Below are 16,213 nucleotides of genomic sequence, written 5' to 3'. Positions count from 1 at the left end.
GTTCTGACCTCCGAAAGTCCGACACAAGGGTTATCCTGTCGGGCTAACGGAGGTTTTTTATGCAGATTTTCAAGGTTGGCGGTGCGGTACGCGATCGCTTGCTGGGTATACCGGTCACCGACGTTGATCGGGTGGTGGTGGGCGCGACCACTGAGGAAATGCTCGCCCAGGGCTTTCGCCCCGTGGGTGCGGATTTTCCGGTATTCCTTCACCCGAAAACCGGCGAGGAATACGCCCTTGCCCGTACCGAACGCAAAAGCGGTCGCGGTTATGGCGGGTTCACTTTTCACGCAAGCCCCGGGGTCACTCTGGAAGAAGACCTGATCCGCCGCGACCTGACCATCAATGCAATGGCCGAGGACGACCAGCAAAACCTCACCGATCCCTATCATGGGCAACGCGATCTCGAAGCGCGGATCCTGCGCCACGTTTCCCCCGCATTCGCCGAAGATCCGCTCCGCGTGCTGCGCGTTGCGCGCTTTGCTGCCCGTTATGCCAGTCTTGGCTTCACTGTCGCACCAGAAACACTGAAACTGATGCGCCAGCTCAGCGAGTCCGGCGAACTGCAGGCGCTGACCGCCGAACGCAGCTGGAAAGAAATCTCCCGCGCACTGATGGAAGATCAGCCGCAGGTATTCATCCAGGTGCTGCGCGATTGCGGCGCACTGAAAGAACTGATGCCGGAAGTCGACGCGCTGTTTGGCGTGCCACAACCGGAAGTGCATCACCCGGAAATCGACACCGGCCTGCACACTCTCAGCGTTCTGGAGCAATCAGCGCTGCACAAACAACCGCTGACAGTACGCTGGGCTTGCCTGCTGCATGACCTCGGCAAAGGCCTGACGCCGGAAGAAGAGTGGCCACGACATATCGCCCATGAACACACTGGGTTGAAGCTGATCAAAGCGGTCAACGAACGCTTCAAGGCACCGAAGGATTGTCAGGAGTTGGCCTTGCTTGTCGGCAAGTACCACACCCACTGTCACCGGGCGCTGGAATTGAAGGCCTCAACATTGCTGGAGCTGTTGCAGAGCTTTGATGTGTATCGACGACCGCAGCGGTTTGAAGAGTTTATCGGCGCATGCGAAATGGACGCCCGAGGCCGTAAAGGGCTGGAGCAGAGAAGTTATCCACAGGCCGATTATTTACGCGGCGCTGCCCAGGCTGCGCGGGAAGTCGCGGTGCAGCCGTTGCTGGAGAAGGGATTCAAAGGCCCGGAACTGGGCGAAGCGCTGAAGCGAGAACGACTGAAGGCGCTAAAAGCCTACAAAGACAAGGCGTCAGCCTGAAAAGCTTCGCGAGCAAGCCCGCTCCCACAAGGGGAATGCATTCCAAATGTGTGGGCTTGCTCGCGAAAGCGGCCGTTAATTCAACGTAAATCCGAAGACGTCAGTTGCTGCCCACGCCACTCAAAGGCCACCGGCGCCAACACCTGATCAATCTGCGCCTCGGCCCACAACGTCGCGAAGCTTTTCCCCACACCTGGATGCACCCGATCCGGCGCAATCAGCGACAGCGGCCACAACACAAAGGCGTTTTTCAGGATTTCGGCACGCGGCAGAATCAAGCCGTCGAAGTTACCGGTCAGATCGCCGTATAACAGCACGTCGATATCCAGCGGCAGCCCCTTGCGATCCGGCGCATAGCGACCGTTATCGGCTTCGATGAATTTCAGGCGCCGATCCAGCTCCATCAAGGGCAGATCGGTAAGCGCCGAAACCACGAAATTGAAGAAAGGCCCGCTCTTGATCCCCACCGGCTGACTCTCGAACACCGCCGAACAGCGGATATCCACCAGAAACGTCGCCAAAGCGTCGAGCCCGGCGCGCAAATGGGTTTCGCGCTCGATATTGCTACCGAGCCCGAGGTACACCTGAGTCAGCGACATCCGCGCTCGATCTCCACACCCACGCCACCCTTGGCCGCCGGCACTGCGCCAGGCTTGGTCAGCTTCAGGCGAACCCAGGTGATCTTGAACTCGGCCATCAGCACTTCGACCAGGCGCTCGGCAAAGGTCTCGACCAGTTGATACTGGGATTGCTCGGCAAAGGCCTGGATACGCGTGGAAACGCTGGCGTAATCGAGCGCCAGGGTCAGGTCGTCACCCGCGGCGGCCGGGCGATTGTCCCAGGCGAAGCTCAGATCAAGACGCAGGCACTGTCGAATGCCCCGCTCCCAGTCGTAAGCACCGATCACGGTGTCGACTTCCAAGCCCTCGATAAACACTCTGTCCAAGCACTTTTCTCCGCTGCACGACAAGGGCGCAATGCGCCGTTAGAATCAGGGCGTCCTCGCCCGGAATAGTTAGCATGTTTTGGTTACTGGCGACTCTCGCCTACCTGCTCGGCTCTCTGTCCTTCGCCATTTTGCTCAGCCGCCTGACCGGAAACCCGGATCCGCGAATGAGTGGCTCGGGTAATGCCGGCGCCACCAACATGCTGCGCCTGGCCGGTCGCAAACTGGCGATCCTGACCCTGCTGGGTGATCTGTGCAAAGGCCTGGTACCGGTGCTGATCGCAGCGGCCGCTGGCCTTTCGTTGCAGGATCAGGCCTGGATCGGCGTGTGCGCCGTTATCGGTCACCTGTTCCCGCTGTATTTCCGTTTTCGCGGCGGCAAAGGCGTCGCCACGGCTGCCGGCATGCTGCTGGGCCTGTATCCACCCGCCGCACTGCTGGCGGTGTGCGCCTGGCTGCTGACGTTCTACCTGACCCGTACCAGCTCGCTGGCGGCGTTGATCGCCACGCCCCTGACCTTGCCCTTGCTCGCCTGGCAGGAACCGGAAGCGCTGCTGCCGATGAGCGCATTGACATTGCTGATCGTCTGGCGCCACCGCGGCAATCTACGCGACCTGTTTGCCGGGCGCGAACGGCATTTTTAAATACCGCTCAGCCACACCGCCAATCACAGTGCCGACAACTGCTCCATCGGCCAGCGCGCCTGCACGCTGATCGCCAGACTTTCCTGCTGACCGGCCTGCAAACGCTGACAACCGGCAAACGCGATCATCGCGCCATTGTCGGTGCAGAACTCCGGGCGGGCGTAGAACACATCGCCCTGCATGTCGCCGAGCATCTTTTCCAGCGAAGCGCGCAAGGCCTTGTTGGCGCTGACGCCGCCAGCAATCACCAGACGCTTCATGCCCGCGTGTTTCAGGGCGCGCTTGCACTTGATGGTCAAAGTCTCCACCACGGCCTGCTGGAACGCCAGCGCGATGTCGCAACGGGCTTGCTCGCTGTCGTCCCCGGCGTTGACGCATTGCTGCCAGGTATTGAGAGCAAAGGTCTTCAAGCCGCTGAAGCTGAAATCCAGGCCCGGGCGATCACACATCGGACGCGGGAAGGTGAAACGTCCTGCGACGCCCTTCTCGGCCAGCTTGGCGATTTCCGGCCCGCCCGGATAATTGAGGCCCATCATTTTCGCGGTTTTGTCGAACGCTTCGCCGGCGGCATCGTCGAGGGTCTCGCCGAGCAGGCTGTATTGGCCAATGCCATCGACCTGAACCAGCTGCGTATGCCCACCGGAAACCAACAAAGCGACGAACGGGAATTCCGGCGGCTTTGGCTCCAGCATCGGCGCCAGCAAGTGGCCCTCCATGTGGTGCACACCAAGTGCGGGAATGCCCCAGGCAAACGCCAGCGCCTGAGCGCACGAGGCACCCACCAGCAGCGCCCCGACCAGGCCCGGGCCCGCGGTGTAGGCGATCGCATCAATCTCGGTCGGCACGCAGTCAGCCTCGGCCAACACCTGACGAATCAAGGGCAGCATGCGTTTGACATGGTCACGCGAGGCCAGCTCCGGCACCACGCCGCCATAGACGCGGTGCAGGTCGATCTGGCTGAACAGCGCGTCGGCCAGCAGGCCGCGTTCACTGTCGTATAATGCGACGCCGGTTTCGTCGCAGGAGGTTTCTAATCCCAGTACTAGCATGGGTTTGCGCCTTGTTTAGGCTGAATTCGAAGGCGCGCATAATAGTCGCCATGCGATGCCCCGACTAGCGGTTTTCGATCAGAGGCTTTGCATTCCGAGCGATGAGGGGTTAACATCCGCAACCCTTAAAAACCGACGTCTTCAAGTGCTCTTTTGCCGCGAGGATGTTGACCCCGGTAATGAATGAAGGTAGCTCTGGATGCCAGCCGTCAAAGTTAAAGAGAACGAACCCTTCGACGTAGCTCTGCGTCGTTTCAAGCGCTCCTGCGAAAAAGCCGGTGTACTGGCTGAAGTTCGTAGCCGCGAATTTTACGAGAAGCCAACTTCTGAGCGTAAGCGCAAAGCAGCAGCCGCTGTTAAGCGTCACGCCAAGAAAGTTCAGCGCGAACAGCGCCGCGCCGTTCGTCTGTACTAATACACAGACGATCGTAGCAAGCTTCTTGCCTAAGCCCGGCCCTCAGCCGGGCTAATGGCATTTGCGTAAAACGCTTGATGCTTCACCGTCGAAGCCGCACACGCGACCGAGACAAATCTGCTTCACGCGTCAGACCTGGCTCTTTTGCCAGCGGTGCACGTCTTTTCTGACGAGCCTTTCAAGGCTACTGACGAGCACACCCACTGATTCCTCTTACGACGATCAGCCCAAGGCACCTGCATGCGTGCCCGTTTTATTGAGCTATCCGGGGCCATTTATCGGCCGTCAGCGGATTCAGCGCAACACTTTCAAATAGTCGAAAACTGATGAGTACTAACGTCAGTGGTTTTTCGGCAGATACACTTCCCGACAGCGATCACGCAACCGAACCCGGTCGAGCCGCCCACTTTGTGCGCCTCACTCAAGACCTGCGTCCGGCCGCCCTTCGCATCGGACTCATTACAGCGCAGACGAGAACGCCATGGCCGGGCTGATTCCCCAGAGCTTTATTGACGACCTCCTGAACCGCACCGACATCGTCGACGTGGTCAGCTCGCGTGTGCAACTGAAAAAGGCCGGCAAGAACTACACCGCCTGCTGCCCGTTCCATAAAGAGAAAACCCCATCGTTCAGCGTCAGCCCGGACAAGCAGTTCTATTACTGCTTCGGTTGCGGCGCCGGTGGCAACGCCCTCGGCTTTCTCATGGACCACGACAACCTGGATTTTCCCCAGGCGGTTGAGGACCTGGCCAAAGCCGCCGGCATGGAAATCCCCCGCGAAGAAAGTGGCCGCCCGCACAAACCGCGGCAGCCAACCGATTCGCCGCTGTACCCGCTGCTCACCGCCGCCGCCGATTTCTACCGCCAGGCGCTCAAGAGTCATCCGGCGCGCAAGGCTGCGGTGGATTATCTCAAGGGCCGCGGACTGACCGGCGAGATCGCCCGGGACTTCGGTCTCGGCTTCGCGCCGCCGGGCTGGGACAACCTGTTCAAACATTTGAGCAGCGACACTTTGCAGCAGAAGGCCATGATCGACGCCGGACTGCTGATCGAGAACGCCGAAACCGGCAAACGCTATGACCGCTTCCGCGATCGCGTGATGTTCCCGATTCGCGATACCCGCGGCCGCATCATCGCTTTCGGTGGCCGGGTACTCGGCGACGACAAGCCGAAATACCTGAACTCGCCGGAAACCCCGGTCTTTCATAAAGGCCAGGAGCTCTACGGCCTCTATGAAGCACGCAAGAACAACCGCAACCTCGACGAAATCATCGTCGTCGAGGGTTACATGGACGTCATCGCCCTCGCCCAGCAAGGTTTGCGCAATGCCGTCGCGACCCTGGGCACTGCAACCAGCGAAGAACACCTCAAGCGTCTGTTTCGGGTAGTGCCGAACGTCTTGTTCTGTTTCGACGGCGACCAGGCCGGCCGCAACGCCGCATGGCGCGCACTGGAAGCAACATTGCCGTGCCTGCAGGACGGGCGCCGCGCGCGCTTTCTGTTTTTGCCCGAAGGCGAAGACCCGGACACCCTGGTTCGCGCCGAAGGCACTGATGCCTTCAAGGCCCGAATCAACCAACATGCGCAACCGCTGGCCGATTATTTCTTCCAGCAACTGACCGAGGAAGCCGATCCGCGCTCGCTCGAAGGCAAGGCCCATATGGCCACCCTCGCCGCGCCGCTGATCGACAAAGTGCCGGGCGCCAACCTGCGCATCCTGATGCGCCAGCGCTTGACCGAAATTACCGGTCTGAGCAGCGAAACCGTCAGCCAGCTGGCGCAAAGCGCGCCGCAGGAAGCGCCTCCCGCCTACGATCCGGGCATCGATTACGACGCAATGCCGGATTACAGCGACTACCATCAGCCGCAGGCACAAGACATGTATGTGCCGCAGCAGGAGTGGACGCCGAAGAAACCCGGCGCCGGCGGCAAGAAATGGGACAAGAAACCCTGGGACAAGAACGGCAAGCGTGGCGGCGATCGCGATCAACAACGCCCGCGCACGCCGATTGGCGTCGAATCACCGACCCTGACCGCCCTGCGAACATTGCTGCATCACCCGCAACTGGCCGAGCGCGTCGAGGACGCCGGGCACATTGCGGACGAAAATCAGACCAACGCACAGTTGCTTGTGTCGCTGCTCGAAGCCGTACAGAAGAATCCCAAGCTAAACTCATTTCAGTTGATCGCGCGATGGCACGGCACTGAACAGGGTCGCTTGTTGAAAGCGCTGGCGGAAAAGGAGTGGCTGATTGACGGAGAAAACCTTGAACAACAGTTTTTCGACACCATTACTAGCTTGTCAGCCCGCCAACGCGAGCGAAATCTGGAACAGTTGCTCAGGAAAGCGCGTCAAAGCGAACTGAGCGCCGAAGAGAAAAATCAACTGCGCGACCTTTTAAGTCGCAATGTTTCCGCATCAAACCCGACCTCAACTGGCGCGTGAGGTCATAGCTCAGGTATAATCCTCGGCTTGTTTTTTGCCCGCCAAGACCTTCAGTGGATAGGGTGTTATGTCCGGAAAAGCGCAACAGCAGTCTCGTATTATTGAGTTGATCAAACTGGGTCGTGAGCAGAAGTATCTGACTTACGCCGAGGTCAACGACCACCTGCCCGAGGATATTTCAGATCCGGAGCAGGTGGAAGACATCATCCGCATGATTAACGACATGGGGATCCCCGTACACGAGAGTGCTCCGGATGCGGACGCCCTTATGTTGGCCGACGCCGATACCGACGAGGCCGCTGCGGAAGAAGCAGCCGCTGCGTTGGCAGCGGTGGAGACCGATATCGGTCGCACCACTGACCCGGTGCGCATGTACATGCGTGAAATGGGTACGGTCGAGCTTCTGACTCGTGAAGGCGAAATCGAAATCGCCAAACGTATCGAAGAAGGCATCCGTGAAGTGATGAGCGCGATCGCGCACTTCCCTGGCACGGTTGACCACATTCTCTCCGAGTACACTCGCGTCACCACCGAGGGTGGTCGCCTGTCCGACGTGTTGAGCGGTTACATCGATCCGGACGACGGCATTGCGCCGCCGGCTGCCGAAGTGCCACCGCCGATCGACGCGAAAGCCACCAAGGCTGACGACGATACCGACGACGATGACGCCGAATCTTCGGATGACGAAGAAGAAGCCGAAAGCGGTCCGGATCCGGTCATCGCGGCCCAGCGTTTTGGCGCTGTGTCCGATCAGATGGAAATCACCCGCAAGGCCCTGAAAAAGCACGGTCGTCACAACAAGGCAGCGATTGCCGAGTTGCTGGCCCTGGCCGAGCTGTTCATGCCGATCAAACTGGTGCCGAAGCAATTCGAAGCCCTGGTCGAGCGTGTTCGCAGCGCCCTGGATCGTCTGCGTCAGCAAGAGCGCGCGATCATGCAACTGTGTGTACGTGATGCACGTATGCCTCGCGCCGATTTCCTGCGTCAGTTCCCGGGCAATGAAGTCGACGAAAGCTGGTCCGACGCCCTGGCCAAAGGCAAGAGCAAATACGCCGAAGCCATTGGTCGCGTACAGCCGGACATCATCCGTTGCCAGCAGAAACTGATCGCGCTGGAAACCGAGACCGGCCTGACCATCGCTGAAATCAAGGACATCAACCGTCGCATGTCGATCGGTGAGGCCAAGGCCCGCCGCGCGAAGAAAGAGATGGTTGAAGCCAACTTGCGTCTGGTGATCTCGATCGCCAAGAAGTACACCAACCGCGGCCTGCAATTCCTCGATCTGATCCAGGAAGGCAACATCGGTCTGATGAAAGCGGTGGACAAGTTCGAATACCGTCGTGGTTACAAGTTCTCGACTTATGCCACCTGGTGGATCCGTCAGGCGATCACTCGCTCGATCGCCGACCAGGCCCGCACCATCCGTATTCCGGTGCACATGATCGAGACGATCAACAAGCTCAACCGCATTTCCCGCCAGATGCTGCAGGAAATGGGTCGCGAACCGACCCCGGAAGAGCTGGGCGAACGCATGGAAATGCCTGAGGACAAGATCCGCAAGGTATTGAAGATCGCTAAAGAGCCGATCTCCATGGAAACCCCGATCGGTGATGACGAAGACTCTCATCTGGGTGACTTCATCGAAGACTCGACCATGCAGTCGCCAATCGATGTTGCAACCGTTGAAAGCCTGAAAGAAGCGACCCGCGAAGTGCTGTCCGGCCTCACTGCCCGTGAAGCCAAGGTACTGCGCATGCGCTTCGGTATCGACATGAACACCGACCACACACTCGAAGAAGTGGGCAAACAGTTTGACGTAACGCGTGAGCGGATCCGTCAGATCGAAGCCAAGGCGCTGCGCAAGCTGCGCCACCCGACGCGAAGCGAGCATCTGCGCTCCTTCCTCGACGAGTGATACCAGAACCCCCGGCCCAGGCCGGGGGTTTTGTTTATGCGGCAGATTAAATCCCTCGCACCGCCCCTCCCCGGCATACCCCGTCTACACTCGAAACAATGAATCCCGTGCCATAACGAGACGGTTATGCCCAGACTGGCGCCCGTGCTTTTCTTGCTGTCACTGATGATCTGGACCGCAACGGCTGACGCGCTGACTCTGAACGATGAAGAACGTAGCTGGCTGGCGGCTCACCCGGACTTGCGCCTGGGTGTCGATGCATCGTGGCCGCCGTTCGAGTTCCGCGATGAACAGAATCGCTATCAAGGCCTGGCCGCCGACTATATCGACGTGATCCGCCAGCGACTGTCGATCAAACTCAATCCGATCGAACCATCGAGCTGGACCGAAGTGCTGGCGCAGGTGAAGACCGGCAAGATCGACCTGCTACCGGGGATCATGTCCACGCCGGAGCGCCAGAACTATCTGTCGTTTACCCGTCCCTACCTCGATTTCCCGATCGTGATCCTCGCCCACATCGGCGGCGCTCAGCCGCGCAAAATCGAGGACCTGTACGGTCTGAAGATCGCGGTGGTGGAAAACTACGCCCCCCACGAACTCCTGCGCACCCACCATCCCGACCTGAATCTGGTGGCCATGCCCAACGTCAGTTCGGCCTTGCAGGCACTGGCCACCGATGAAGTAGACGCCGTGGTCGGCGATCTCGCCTCCAGCGTCTGGAGTCTGCGCCAGCTCAAGCTCGACGGTTTATACGTCAGCGGTGAAACGCCGTATCGCTATCAGTTGGCAATGGGCGTACCCCGCGACAACAAAATGCTGGTGGGTATTCTGGACAAAGTCCTGGCGGACATGAGCCCCGAGGAAATCAGCAGCATTCAGGAACATTGGGTCGGTAATGTTCTGGACCATCGGACATTCTGGTCGGATCTTCTGATCTATGGCCTTCCTGGCCTGTTGCTGCTGGTCAGCATTCTGGCGGTGGTCATTCGCATCAATCGCCGCTTGAGTTCGGAAATCGCCCGCCGCGTCGACCTAGAACAGGAATTGCGCAGCAGCGAATATCATTACCGCGGATTGGTCGAGAGCCTTTCGGCCATCGCCTGGGAAGCGCGCATGAGCGACTTCACCTACAGCTATGTGTCGCCCCATGCCGAAGATCTGCTCGGTTATCCACAGGCGCACTGGCTGATTCCGGGCTTCTGGCGCAACATCATTCACCCCGCCGACCTGACCCGCGCCCAGGCCATTTGCGATGAGGCGGTACGCGACGGACGCGATCACACCCTCGACTATCGGGTGATCACCGCTGACGGGCGCTGCCTGTGGGTGCGTGACATTGTCAGTCTGATTGAACATGGCCACGAGCCTGTGATGCGCGGGCTGATGATCGACATCAGCGAAACCAAGCGCACTGAGGAGGCGCTGCGGCTTTCGGAGCAGAAGTTCGCGTCGGTGTTCCAGCAATGCCCGGATATCCTCGTGATCGCGCGGTTGTCCGACGGCTATCTGCTGGAGGTCAACGAAGCCTTTGAAGAGCAGATCGGCCTCAAGGCCAAGGACGTCGTCGGCCAGACCGCCACCGAACTCAACATCTGGGGCATCCCCGGGGTCGGGCCCGGGCTGTTACAGCGCTTGCAGGCCGGCAGTATCCGCAACCTGGAGATGCCCTTTCGCCGCAACAATGGCCAGGTGTTCACCGGTCTGATCTCCGCCGAGCCCTTCGACCTCGACACCACTCCGGCGCTGGTGGTGGTCGTGCGCGACATCACCCAGCTCAAGGAAACCCAGCAGCAACTGCAAACCTCCGAAGAGAAGTTCGCCAAAGCCTTTCACGCCTCGCCGGACGGCTTGCTGCTGTCGCGTCAGAGCGATGGCTTGCTGCTGGAGGTCAACGAGGGCTTCAGCCGCATCACCGGGTTCAACAGCGCGATGTCGGTGGATCGCTCGGCGCTGGACCTGGGGATCTGGGTCAATCTCAACGAACGCAAGCAGATGCTCGACCTGCTGCACCGCGACGGCTTCGTACGCGATTTCACCTGCCATATCCGCCGCAGCGACGGGCAGATCCGACTGTGCGAAGTGTCCAGCCGTCCGCTGCCGATCGGCGAAGAAGATTGCATGTTGACCATCGCCCGGGACATCACCGAGCGCCATTTGATGCAGGAAAAACTGCAGCAGGCGGCCACCGTATTCGAGAGCACCGCCGAAGGCGTGTTGATCACCGACACTCAGCAGCACATCAGCGCGGTGAACCGTGCGTTCAGCGAAATCACCGGCTACAGCGAAAGCGAAGCCCTCGGCCACACCCCGCGTCTGCTCGCCTCGGGACTGCATGACAGCGCGTTTTATGCGGCAATGTGGCACCAATTGACTGCCGAGGGACACTGGCAGGGCGAGATTTCCAACCGGCGCAAGAACGGCGAGTTGTATCCGAGCTGGCTGACCATCAGCGCCGTACGCAACCGCGACAAGTTCATCACCCACTTCGTCGCGGTGTTCGCCGATATCTCCAGCCTCAAACACGCACAAGCCAAGCTCGATTATCAGGCGCACCACGACCCGCTCACCGGCCTGCCGAATCGCACCCTGTTCGAAAGTCGCCTGCTCACCGCGCTGAACAGTCAGCAGGAAAACGGTGGTCAGGGCGCGGTGCTGTTCCTCGATCTCGACCGCTTCAAACACATCAACGACAGCCTCGGCCACCCGGTTGGCGATCTGCTGCTCAAAGGCATTGCCGTGCGTTTGAAAGAACAACTGCGTGATATCGACACCGTCGCACGACTGGGCGGTGATGAATTCATCATTCTGCTGCCGGGTCTGCAACAAGCCAGCGATGCCGACAACATCGCATTCAAACTGCTCAACTGCTTTGGCGCACCGTTTCAGGCCGGTGAGCACGAGTTCTTCATCAGCGCCAGCATCGGCACCAGCCTCTATCCACGGGATGGCTGCGATGTCGCCACCTTGGTGAAAAACGCCGACGCGGCGATGTACCGCTCCAAGGCCAAGGGCCGCAACCGCGTCGAAAGCTACACTCGCGACCTCACTGCCCAGGCCAGCGAGCGCGTGGCACTGGAGCACGAACTGCGCCGGGCCATCGAGCGCGAAGAGTTGTTCCTCTACTACCAACCGAAAATCAGCCTCGACGACCATCGCCTGGTCGGTGCCGAAGCACTGATCCGCTGGCGTCACCCGACCTTCGGCGAAGTGCCGCCGGAGCACTTCATTCCACTGGCCGAAGAGAACGGCATGATCCTGCAGATCGGCGATTGGGTGCTCGAGACCGCCTGCCGGCAGATGTTCGAGTGGAGCCAGATCTACGACAGCCTCGGCCCGCTGTCAGTCAACCTCGCCGGTGCGCAACTACGCCAGCCGAATCTGCTCGGACGCATCGAACAACTGCTCAGGGACAACCGTCTGCAGCCGGATTTACTGCAACTGGAAATTACCGAAAACTTCATCATGAGCCAGGCCGAGGAGGCCTTGGCGGTGCTGCACCAGCTCAAACACTTGGGCGTACAACTGGCGATCGACGACTTCGGCACCGGTTATTCTTCGCTCAGCTACCTCAAACGCCTGCCGCTGGACATCCTCAAGATCGACCAGTCCTTTGTTCGCGGACTGCCCGATGACCCGCACGACGCGGCGATTGTCCGCGCGATCATCGCTCTGGGCCGGAGCATGCAATTCACCGTGATCGCCGAAGGCGTCGAGACCCAGGCCCAGCAACAATTCCTCGCCGCCGAAGGTTGCGAACAGATCCAGGGCTACATCGTCAGCCTGCCGCTGCCCCCGGAAGAATTCGCCGCAACGTTTCTTCGTGTAACCGTATCGGATTATTCGGATAGCACAGCCGCCAAACCGTCGCTATAATCCGCGGCCTACTGAGGGCCTATAGCTCAGTTGGTTAGAGCAGAGGACTCATAATCCTTTGGTCCACGGTTCAAGTCCGTGTGGGCCCACCAAACATACAAAGGCTTATGCTTGATGGCATAGGCCTTTTTTGTTTTTGTGTCTCGTCAGCCACTCAGTCGACCCCATCCACCTGGATGTGAGTGGTGCCTGCGGGTCATACGTAAAATCAAATCGCAACGGAGCACGCAATGAGCGTAATGGAAAAGGAACTTCCAGAAATACACATCGACGATACCATCAAAGTTCTTGAACACTTGAGTACATGCAGACCCCTGAAGGCATCTGCACGGCGTAGCAGACTCGAAGTGAATGCGGAGAAATTTGCCAATTGGTGTCTCATTCTCGGCGGTGCCGGGATGGCCGTCGCGGCCTGCATGGCCTACTGGCATACGTCGCAGACTCCGTTGCCGGAAGAGGCCAAATATCTGGCTCTCTATCTTGTGTTCTTCTCGACAATATCTACTTTGCTGTCACTGCTTACACCCATGGCGGCACTGGTCTACGCGCTTTTCCGATGGGAGACCATCACCTTGAAAAGCATGATTGCCGATGTCAGACACGAGAATGCGTTGGTAGATTCACTTGAACCTCATTCGGAAGTGGCACTTCTAGATGCAAAGTATTGGCTCGAACTCAGAATCAATCGAGCAGAAGCGCGTGTCGCCCTGTTTTTTGGAGAAAAAGCTGCAGCCCTTGCTCTGCTGGGAACGGCCTACGTCTGCGCGGAAAAATTCGGCGGTTTCCCCTGGATCAGTAAGACCTTGTTGGCCGGACCTGTGAGCGGAAACTGGGGTGATAGCGCCTTATTGATGATCATTGCCTTGGTACTCGGTCTTTCAATAGGAGCGGTATTGCTCAAACGCGTAAATCTCCGATACCGCTTCCAGATCGAACTTATCGATCAAGCCTTACGCAGAATGGCCAGATAACGGTCAATCCAACGCATAAAAATCCGCGCAATTACGCGGATTTTTCTGTCCACTCTTCGCGCCCCGTTGGCCAATCATTCGATTACCGCCCACAAGCGTCTCGTCGGTTGAGCCTGTAACATGCTCGCTCCAAGATCCGCGCCCTATGGAGCCTTCCTTGCCCGACATCCGCCCGCCCGTGCTCGATGAAATCGACCGGCAGCTAATCGCCGCCCTGCAAATCAACGCTCGCGAGAGCGTGGCCATGCTTGCCCGCCAATTGGGCATTGCGCGCACCACAGTGACTTCGCGACTGGCGCGTCTGGAAAAGGCCAAGGTGATCACCGGTTATGGCGTGCGCTTGGGTCAGCGTGTCGTCGATGGTGGGCTGCAAGCCTACGTCGGGATCAAGGTGCAGCCGCGCTCAGGCAAAGAGGTATTGCGCCGGTTGAGCGCGATGGCGCAGGTGCAGCAGTTGTGTGCGGTGAGTGGCGAATTTGATTATGTGGCGTGGTTGCGCACCGACTCGCCGGAGCAACTGGATCAGTTGCTGGACCAGATTGGCAGTGTGGATGGGGTGGAAAAGACCACGACCTCGATCATTTTGAGCAGCAAGATTGATCGTGGGCAGCCGGTTTGAGTAATGGCAATAACCTTCCGATTGGCAAATAGGGCCTCTTCGCGAGCAAGCCCGCTCCCACGTTTGACCGGGTTGAGCGCAGAATCTGCGTCAGACACAAAACCCACTGTGGGAGCGGGCTTGCCCGCGAAAGCGGTCTGTCAGCCACCTTCCTTGGTGGCGGGAACATTGACTTCGCGAGCAAGCCCACCCGCACAATGATCGAAGTGCAGTAAAAGATTGTCACTTTGATCAATAGAATGGCAAAACGACGACACTTTGCGTCTTATTAACGTGTTCTACGCTCCCTAGAATGGCTGGCATCTTTTCCTATACTCAGACGCGCATCCTGCGTCGGGTCGCCAGCAAGGTCAGCCATGAACAAGAACAATCGCCATCCTGCAGACGGTAAGAAACCCGTCACCATTTTCGGCCCGGACTTTCCGTTCGCCTTCGACGACTGGATCGAACACCCGGCCGGTCTCGGCAGCATTCCTGAACACTACCATGGTGCTGAAGTGGCGATAGTCGGCGCCGGCATTGCTGGCCTGGTGGCCGCTTACGAACTGATGAAGCTCGGCTTGAAACCGGTGGTTTACGAGGCCTCGAAACTGGGTGGCCGCCTGCGTTCGCAAGCGTTCAACGGCACCGATGGCATCGTCGCGGAACTGGGTGGCATGCGTTTCCCGGTGTCCTCTACTGCGTTTTATCACTACGTCGACAAGCTCGGTCTTGAGACAAAACCTTTCCCGAACCCGCTGACGCCGGCTTCCGGCAGCACCGTGATCGACCTCGAAGGCAAAACCCATTACGCACAAAGCCTGAAGGATCTTCCTGCACTGTTCCAGGAAGTGGCTGACGCCTGGGCGGATGCGCTGGAGGCCGGCTCGCAGTTCGCCGATATTCAGCAAGCGATCCGCGACCGCGATGTGCCACGCCTCAAAGAGCTGTGGAACAAGCTCGTTCCGCTGTGGGACGACCGCACGTTCTACGACTTCGTTGCCACTTCCAAAGCCTTCGCCAAACTCTCGTTCCATCACCGCGAAGTGTTCGGTCAGGTCGGTTTCGGTACCGGCGGCTGGGACTCGGACTTCCCCAATTCGATGCTGGAAATCTTCCGCGTGGTGATGACCAACTGCGACGATCACCAACACCTGGTGGTTGGCGGTGTAGAACAAGTGCCACAAGGCATCTGGCGGCATGTGCCGGAGCGCTGCGTGCACTGGCCGGAAGGCACCAGCCTGAAATCCCTGCACCGTGGCGCGCCGCGTTCCGGCGTGAAGAAAATCGCTCACGCGCCGGACGGCCGTTTCGCCGTCACCGACAACAACGGCGACACCCGCGAATACGCCGCCGTGCTGACCACCTGCCAGAGCTGGCTGCTGACCACGCAGATCGAATGCGACGAAACCCTGTTCTCGCAGAAGATGTGGATGGCGCTGGATCGCACGCGCTACATGCAGTCGTCGAAGACCTTCGTGATGGTCGACCGGCCATTCTGGAAGGACAAGGACCCGGAAACCGGTCGCGACCTGATGAGCATGACCCTCACCGATCGCCTGACCCGCGGCACCTATCTGTTCGACAACGGTGACGACAAGCCGGGAGTGATCTGCCTGTCCTACTCGTGGATGAGCGACGCGCTGAAGATGCTGCCGCACCCGGTGGAAAAACGCGTAGAGCTGGCGTTGAACGCGCTGAAGAAGATCTACCCGAAAGTCGATATCGCCGCGCGGATCATCGGCGATCCGATCACCGTGTCGTGGGAAGCCGACCCGTACTTCCTCGGCGCATTCAAAGGCGCCCTGCCCGGCCACTATCGCTACAACCAGCGCATGTACGCGCACTTCATGCAGGACGACATGCCAGCCGAGCAGCGCGGGATTTTCATCGCCGGTGACGACGTATCGTGGACCCCGGCGTGGGTCGAAGGCGCGGTGCAGACGTCGCTCAACGCCGTGTGGGGGATCATGAAGCATTTCGGCGGTTCGACACATAAAGAGAACCCGGGCCCGGGTGATGTGTTCAAAGACATCGGCCCTATCGCCCTGCCCGAGTAAGAGGAAT

12 protein-coding genes and 1 tRNA gene are annotated in these 16,213 nt (G+C 59.2%); 10 read left to right on the top strand and 3 right to left on the bottom strand.

Going from position 1 to position 16,213, the window contains the following annotated elements; all coding sequences use genetic code 11:
* Window positions 1–59: 59 nt before the first annotated feature.
* A complete protein-coding gene (locus VLA07_RS24555) occupies window positions 60–1,289 on the top strand; it encodes a multifunctional CCA addition/repair protein (protein ID WP_333992035.1) in 1,230 nt (409 codons plus the stop codon).
* 80 nt (window positions 1,290–1,369) lie between these two features.
* On the opposite strand, the gene folK is transcribed toward VLA07_RS24555, so the two are convergent.
* Complete coding sequence (gene folK / locus VLA07_RS24550) at window positions 1,370–1,888, bottom strand: 2-amino-4-hydroxy-6-hydroxymethyldihydropteridine diphosphokinase (protein ID WP_027610712.1); 519 nt, start codon at window positions 1,886–1,888, stop codon at window positions 1,370–1,372.
* Window positions 1,879–2,235: a dihydroneopterin aldolase gene (gene folB / locus VLA07_RS24545; RefSeq protein WP_003228857.1), complete on the bottom strand. Its 357-nt coding sequence runs from the start codon at window positions 2,233–2,235 to the stop codon at window positions 1,879–1,881. Before folB ends, folK begins: the two co-directional genes overlap by 10 nt.
* Window positions 2,236–2,309: 74 nt before the next feature.
* Between folB and plsY the strand changes: the two genes are divergently transcribed.
* Entirely contained in the window at window positions 2,310–2,879 is a 570-nt protein-coding gene (plsY, locus tag VLA07_RS24540) for a glycerol-3-phosphate 1-O-acyltransferase PlsY (RefSeq protein WP_097089123.1), read from the top strand.
* Window positions 2,880–2,902: 23 nt separating this feature from the next.
* Here the strand turns inward: plsY and tsaD are convergent, their stop codons facing one another.
* Window positions 2,903–3,928, bottom strand: a complete 1,026-nt coding sequence (tsaD, locus tag VLA07_RS24535; RefSeq protein ID WP_139055805.1) for a tRNA (adenosine(37)-N6)-threonylcarbamoyltransferase complex transferase subunit TsaD — start codon at window positions 3,926–3,928, stop codon at window positions 2,903–2,905.
* Between the two features lie 199 nt (window positions 3,929–4,127).
* Here tsaD and rpsU point away from each other — a divergent pair, with 199 nt between their 5' ends.
* The 8 genes from rpsU (at window position 4,128) to VLA07_RS24495 (ending at window position 16,206) form a co-directional block, all read left to right on the top strand.
* Window positions 4,128–4,343 (top strand): 30S ribosomal protein S21, encoded by a 216-nt coding sequence (gene rpsU, locus VLA07_RS24530; RefSeq protein ID WP_002551877.1) that lies wholly within the window; start codon window positions 4,128–4,130, stop codon window positions 4,341–4,343.
* 481 nt (window positions 4,344–4,824) lie between these two features.
* On the top strand, window positions 4,825–6,789 hold the full coding sequence (gene dnaG / locus VLA07_RS24525) for a DNA primase (RefSeq protein ID WP_247269642.1): 1,965 nt from the start codon (window positions 4,825–4,827) through the stop codon (window positions 6,787–6,789).
* A 67-nt stretch (window positions 6,790–6,856) separates the two neighbouring features.
* Window positions 6,857–8,704, top strand: coding sequence for an RNA polymerase sigma factor RpoD (gene rpoD / locus VLA07_RS24520; RefSeq protein ID WP_333992029.1), 1,848 nt, complete (start codon window positions 6,857–6,859; stop codon window positions 8,702–8,704).
* 126 nt (window positions 8,705–8,830) lie between these two features.
* Window positions 8,831–12,577 carry a bifunctional diguanylate cyclase/phosphodiesterase gene (locus tag VLA07_RS24515; protein ID WP_333992026.1) on the top strand — a complete coding sequence of 1,249 codons (3,747 nt, stop codon included), beginning with the start codon at window positions 8,831–8,833 and terminating at the stop codon, window positions 12,575–12,577.
* 15 nt (window positions 12,578–12,592) lie between these two features.
* Window positions 12,593–12,669: transfer RNA gene (locus VLA07_RS24510), tRNA-Ile, on the top strand.
* 138 nt (window positions 12,670–12,807) lie between these two features.
* Window positions 12,808–13,548 (top strand): hypothetical protein, encoded by a 741-nt coding sequence (locus VLA07_RS24505; protein ID WP_134787475.1) that lies wholly within the window; start codon window positions 12,808–12,810, stop codon window positions 13,546–13,548.
* A gap of 157 nt (window positions 13,549–13,705) precedes the next feature.
* Window positions 13,706–14,167 carry an Lrp/AsnC family transcriptional regulator gene (locus VLA07_RS24500; RefSeq protein ID WP_007910086.1) on the top strand — a complete coding sequence of 154 codons (462 nt, stop codon included), beginning with the start codon at window positions 13,706–13,708 and terminating at the stop codon, window positions 14,165–14,167.
* A 356-nt stretch (window positions 14,168–14,523) separates the two neighbouring features.
* The gene (locus VLA07_RS24495) at window positions 14,524–16,206 is read left to right on the top strand and encodes a flavin monoamine oxidase family protein (RefSeq protein WP_330207875.1); all 1,683 of its coding nucleotides are present in this window, start codon (window positions 14,524–14,526) and stop codon (window positions 16,204–16,206) included.
* The last annotated feature ends 7 nt before the right edge of the window (window positions 16,207–16,213 follow it).

The sequence above is a fragment of the Pseudomonas sp. S3(2024) genome, from assembly GCF_036861315.1.
Lineage (GTDB): Bacteria > Pseudomonadota > Gammaproteobacteria > Pseudomonadales > Pseudomonadaceae > Aquipseudomonas > Aquipseudomonas putida_A.
The sequence above is the reverse complement of the archived record's forward strand: the minus strand, read 5'-3'. Positions and strand labels throughout refer to the sequence as shown.

Excerpts from the sequence above, each read along its gene's own strand:
- VLA07_RS24505 (WP_134787475.1), top strand. The coding sequence starts at position 12,808 with ATGAGCGTAATGGAAAAGGAACTTCCAGAAATACACATCGACGATACC.
- VLA07_RS24515 (WP_333992026.1), top strand. The coding sequence starts at position 8,831 with ATGCCCAGACTGGCGCCCGTGCTTTTCTTGCTGTCACTGATGATCTGG.
- rpsU (WP_002551877.1), top strand. The coding sequence starts at position 4,128 with ATGCCAGCCGTCAAAGTTAAAGAGAACGAACCCTTCGACGTAGCTCTG.
- rpoD (WP_333992029.1), top strand. The coding sequence starts at position 6,857 with ATGTCCGGAAAAGCGCAACAGCAGTCTCGTATTATTGAGTTGATCAAA.
- plsY (WP_097089123.1), top strand. The coding sequence starts at position 2,310 with ATGTTTTGGTTACTGGCGACTCTCGCCTACCTGCTCGGCTCTCTGTCC.
- VLA07_RS24495 (WP_330207875.1), top strand. The coding sequence starts at position 14,524 with ATGAACAAGAACAATCGCCATCCTGCAGACGGTAAGAAACCCGTCACC.
- tsaD (WP_139055805.1), bottom strand. The coding sequence starts at position 3,928 with ATGCTAGTACTGGGATTAGAAACCTCCTGCGACGAAACCGGCGTCGCA.
- folK (WP_027610712.1), bottom strand. The coding sequence starts at position 1,888 with ATGTCGCTGACTCAGGTGTACCTCGGGCTCGGTAGCAATATCGAGCGC.
- VLA07_RS24555 (WP_333992035.1), top strand. The coding sequence starts at position 60 with ATGCAGATTTTCAAGGTTGGCGGTGCGGTACGCGATCGCTTGCTGGGT.
- dnaG (WP_247269642.1), top strand. The coding sequence starts at position 4,825 with ATGGCCGGGCTGATTCCCCAGAGCTTTATTGACGACCTCCTGAACCGC.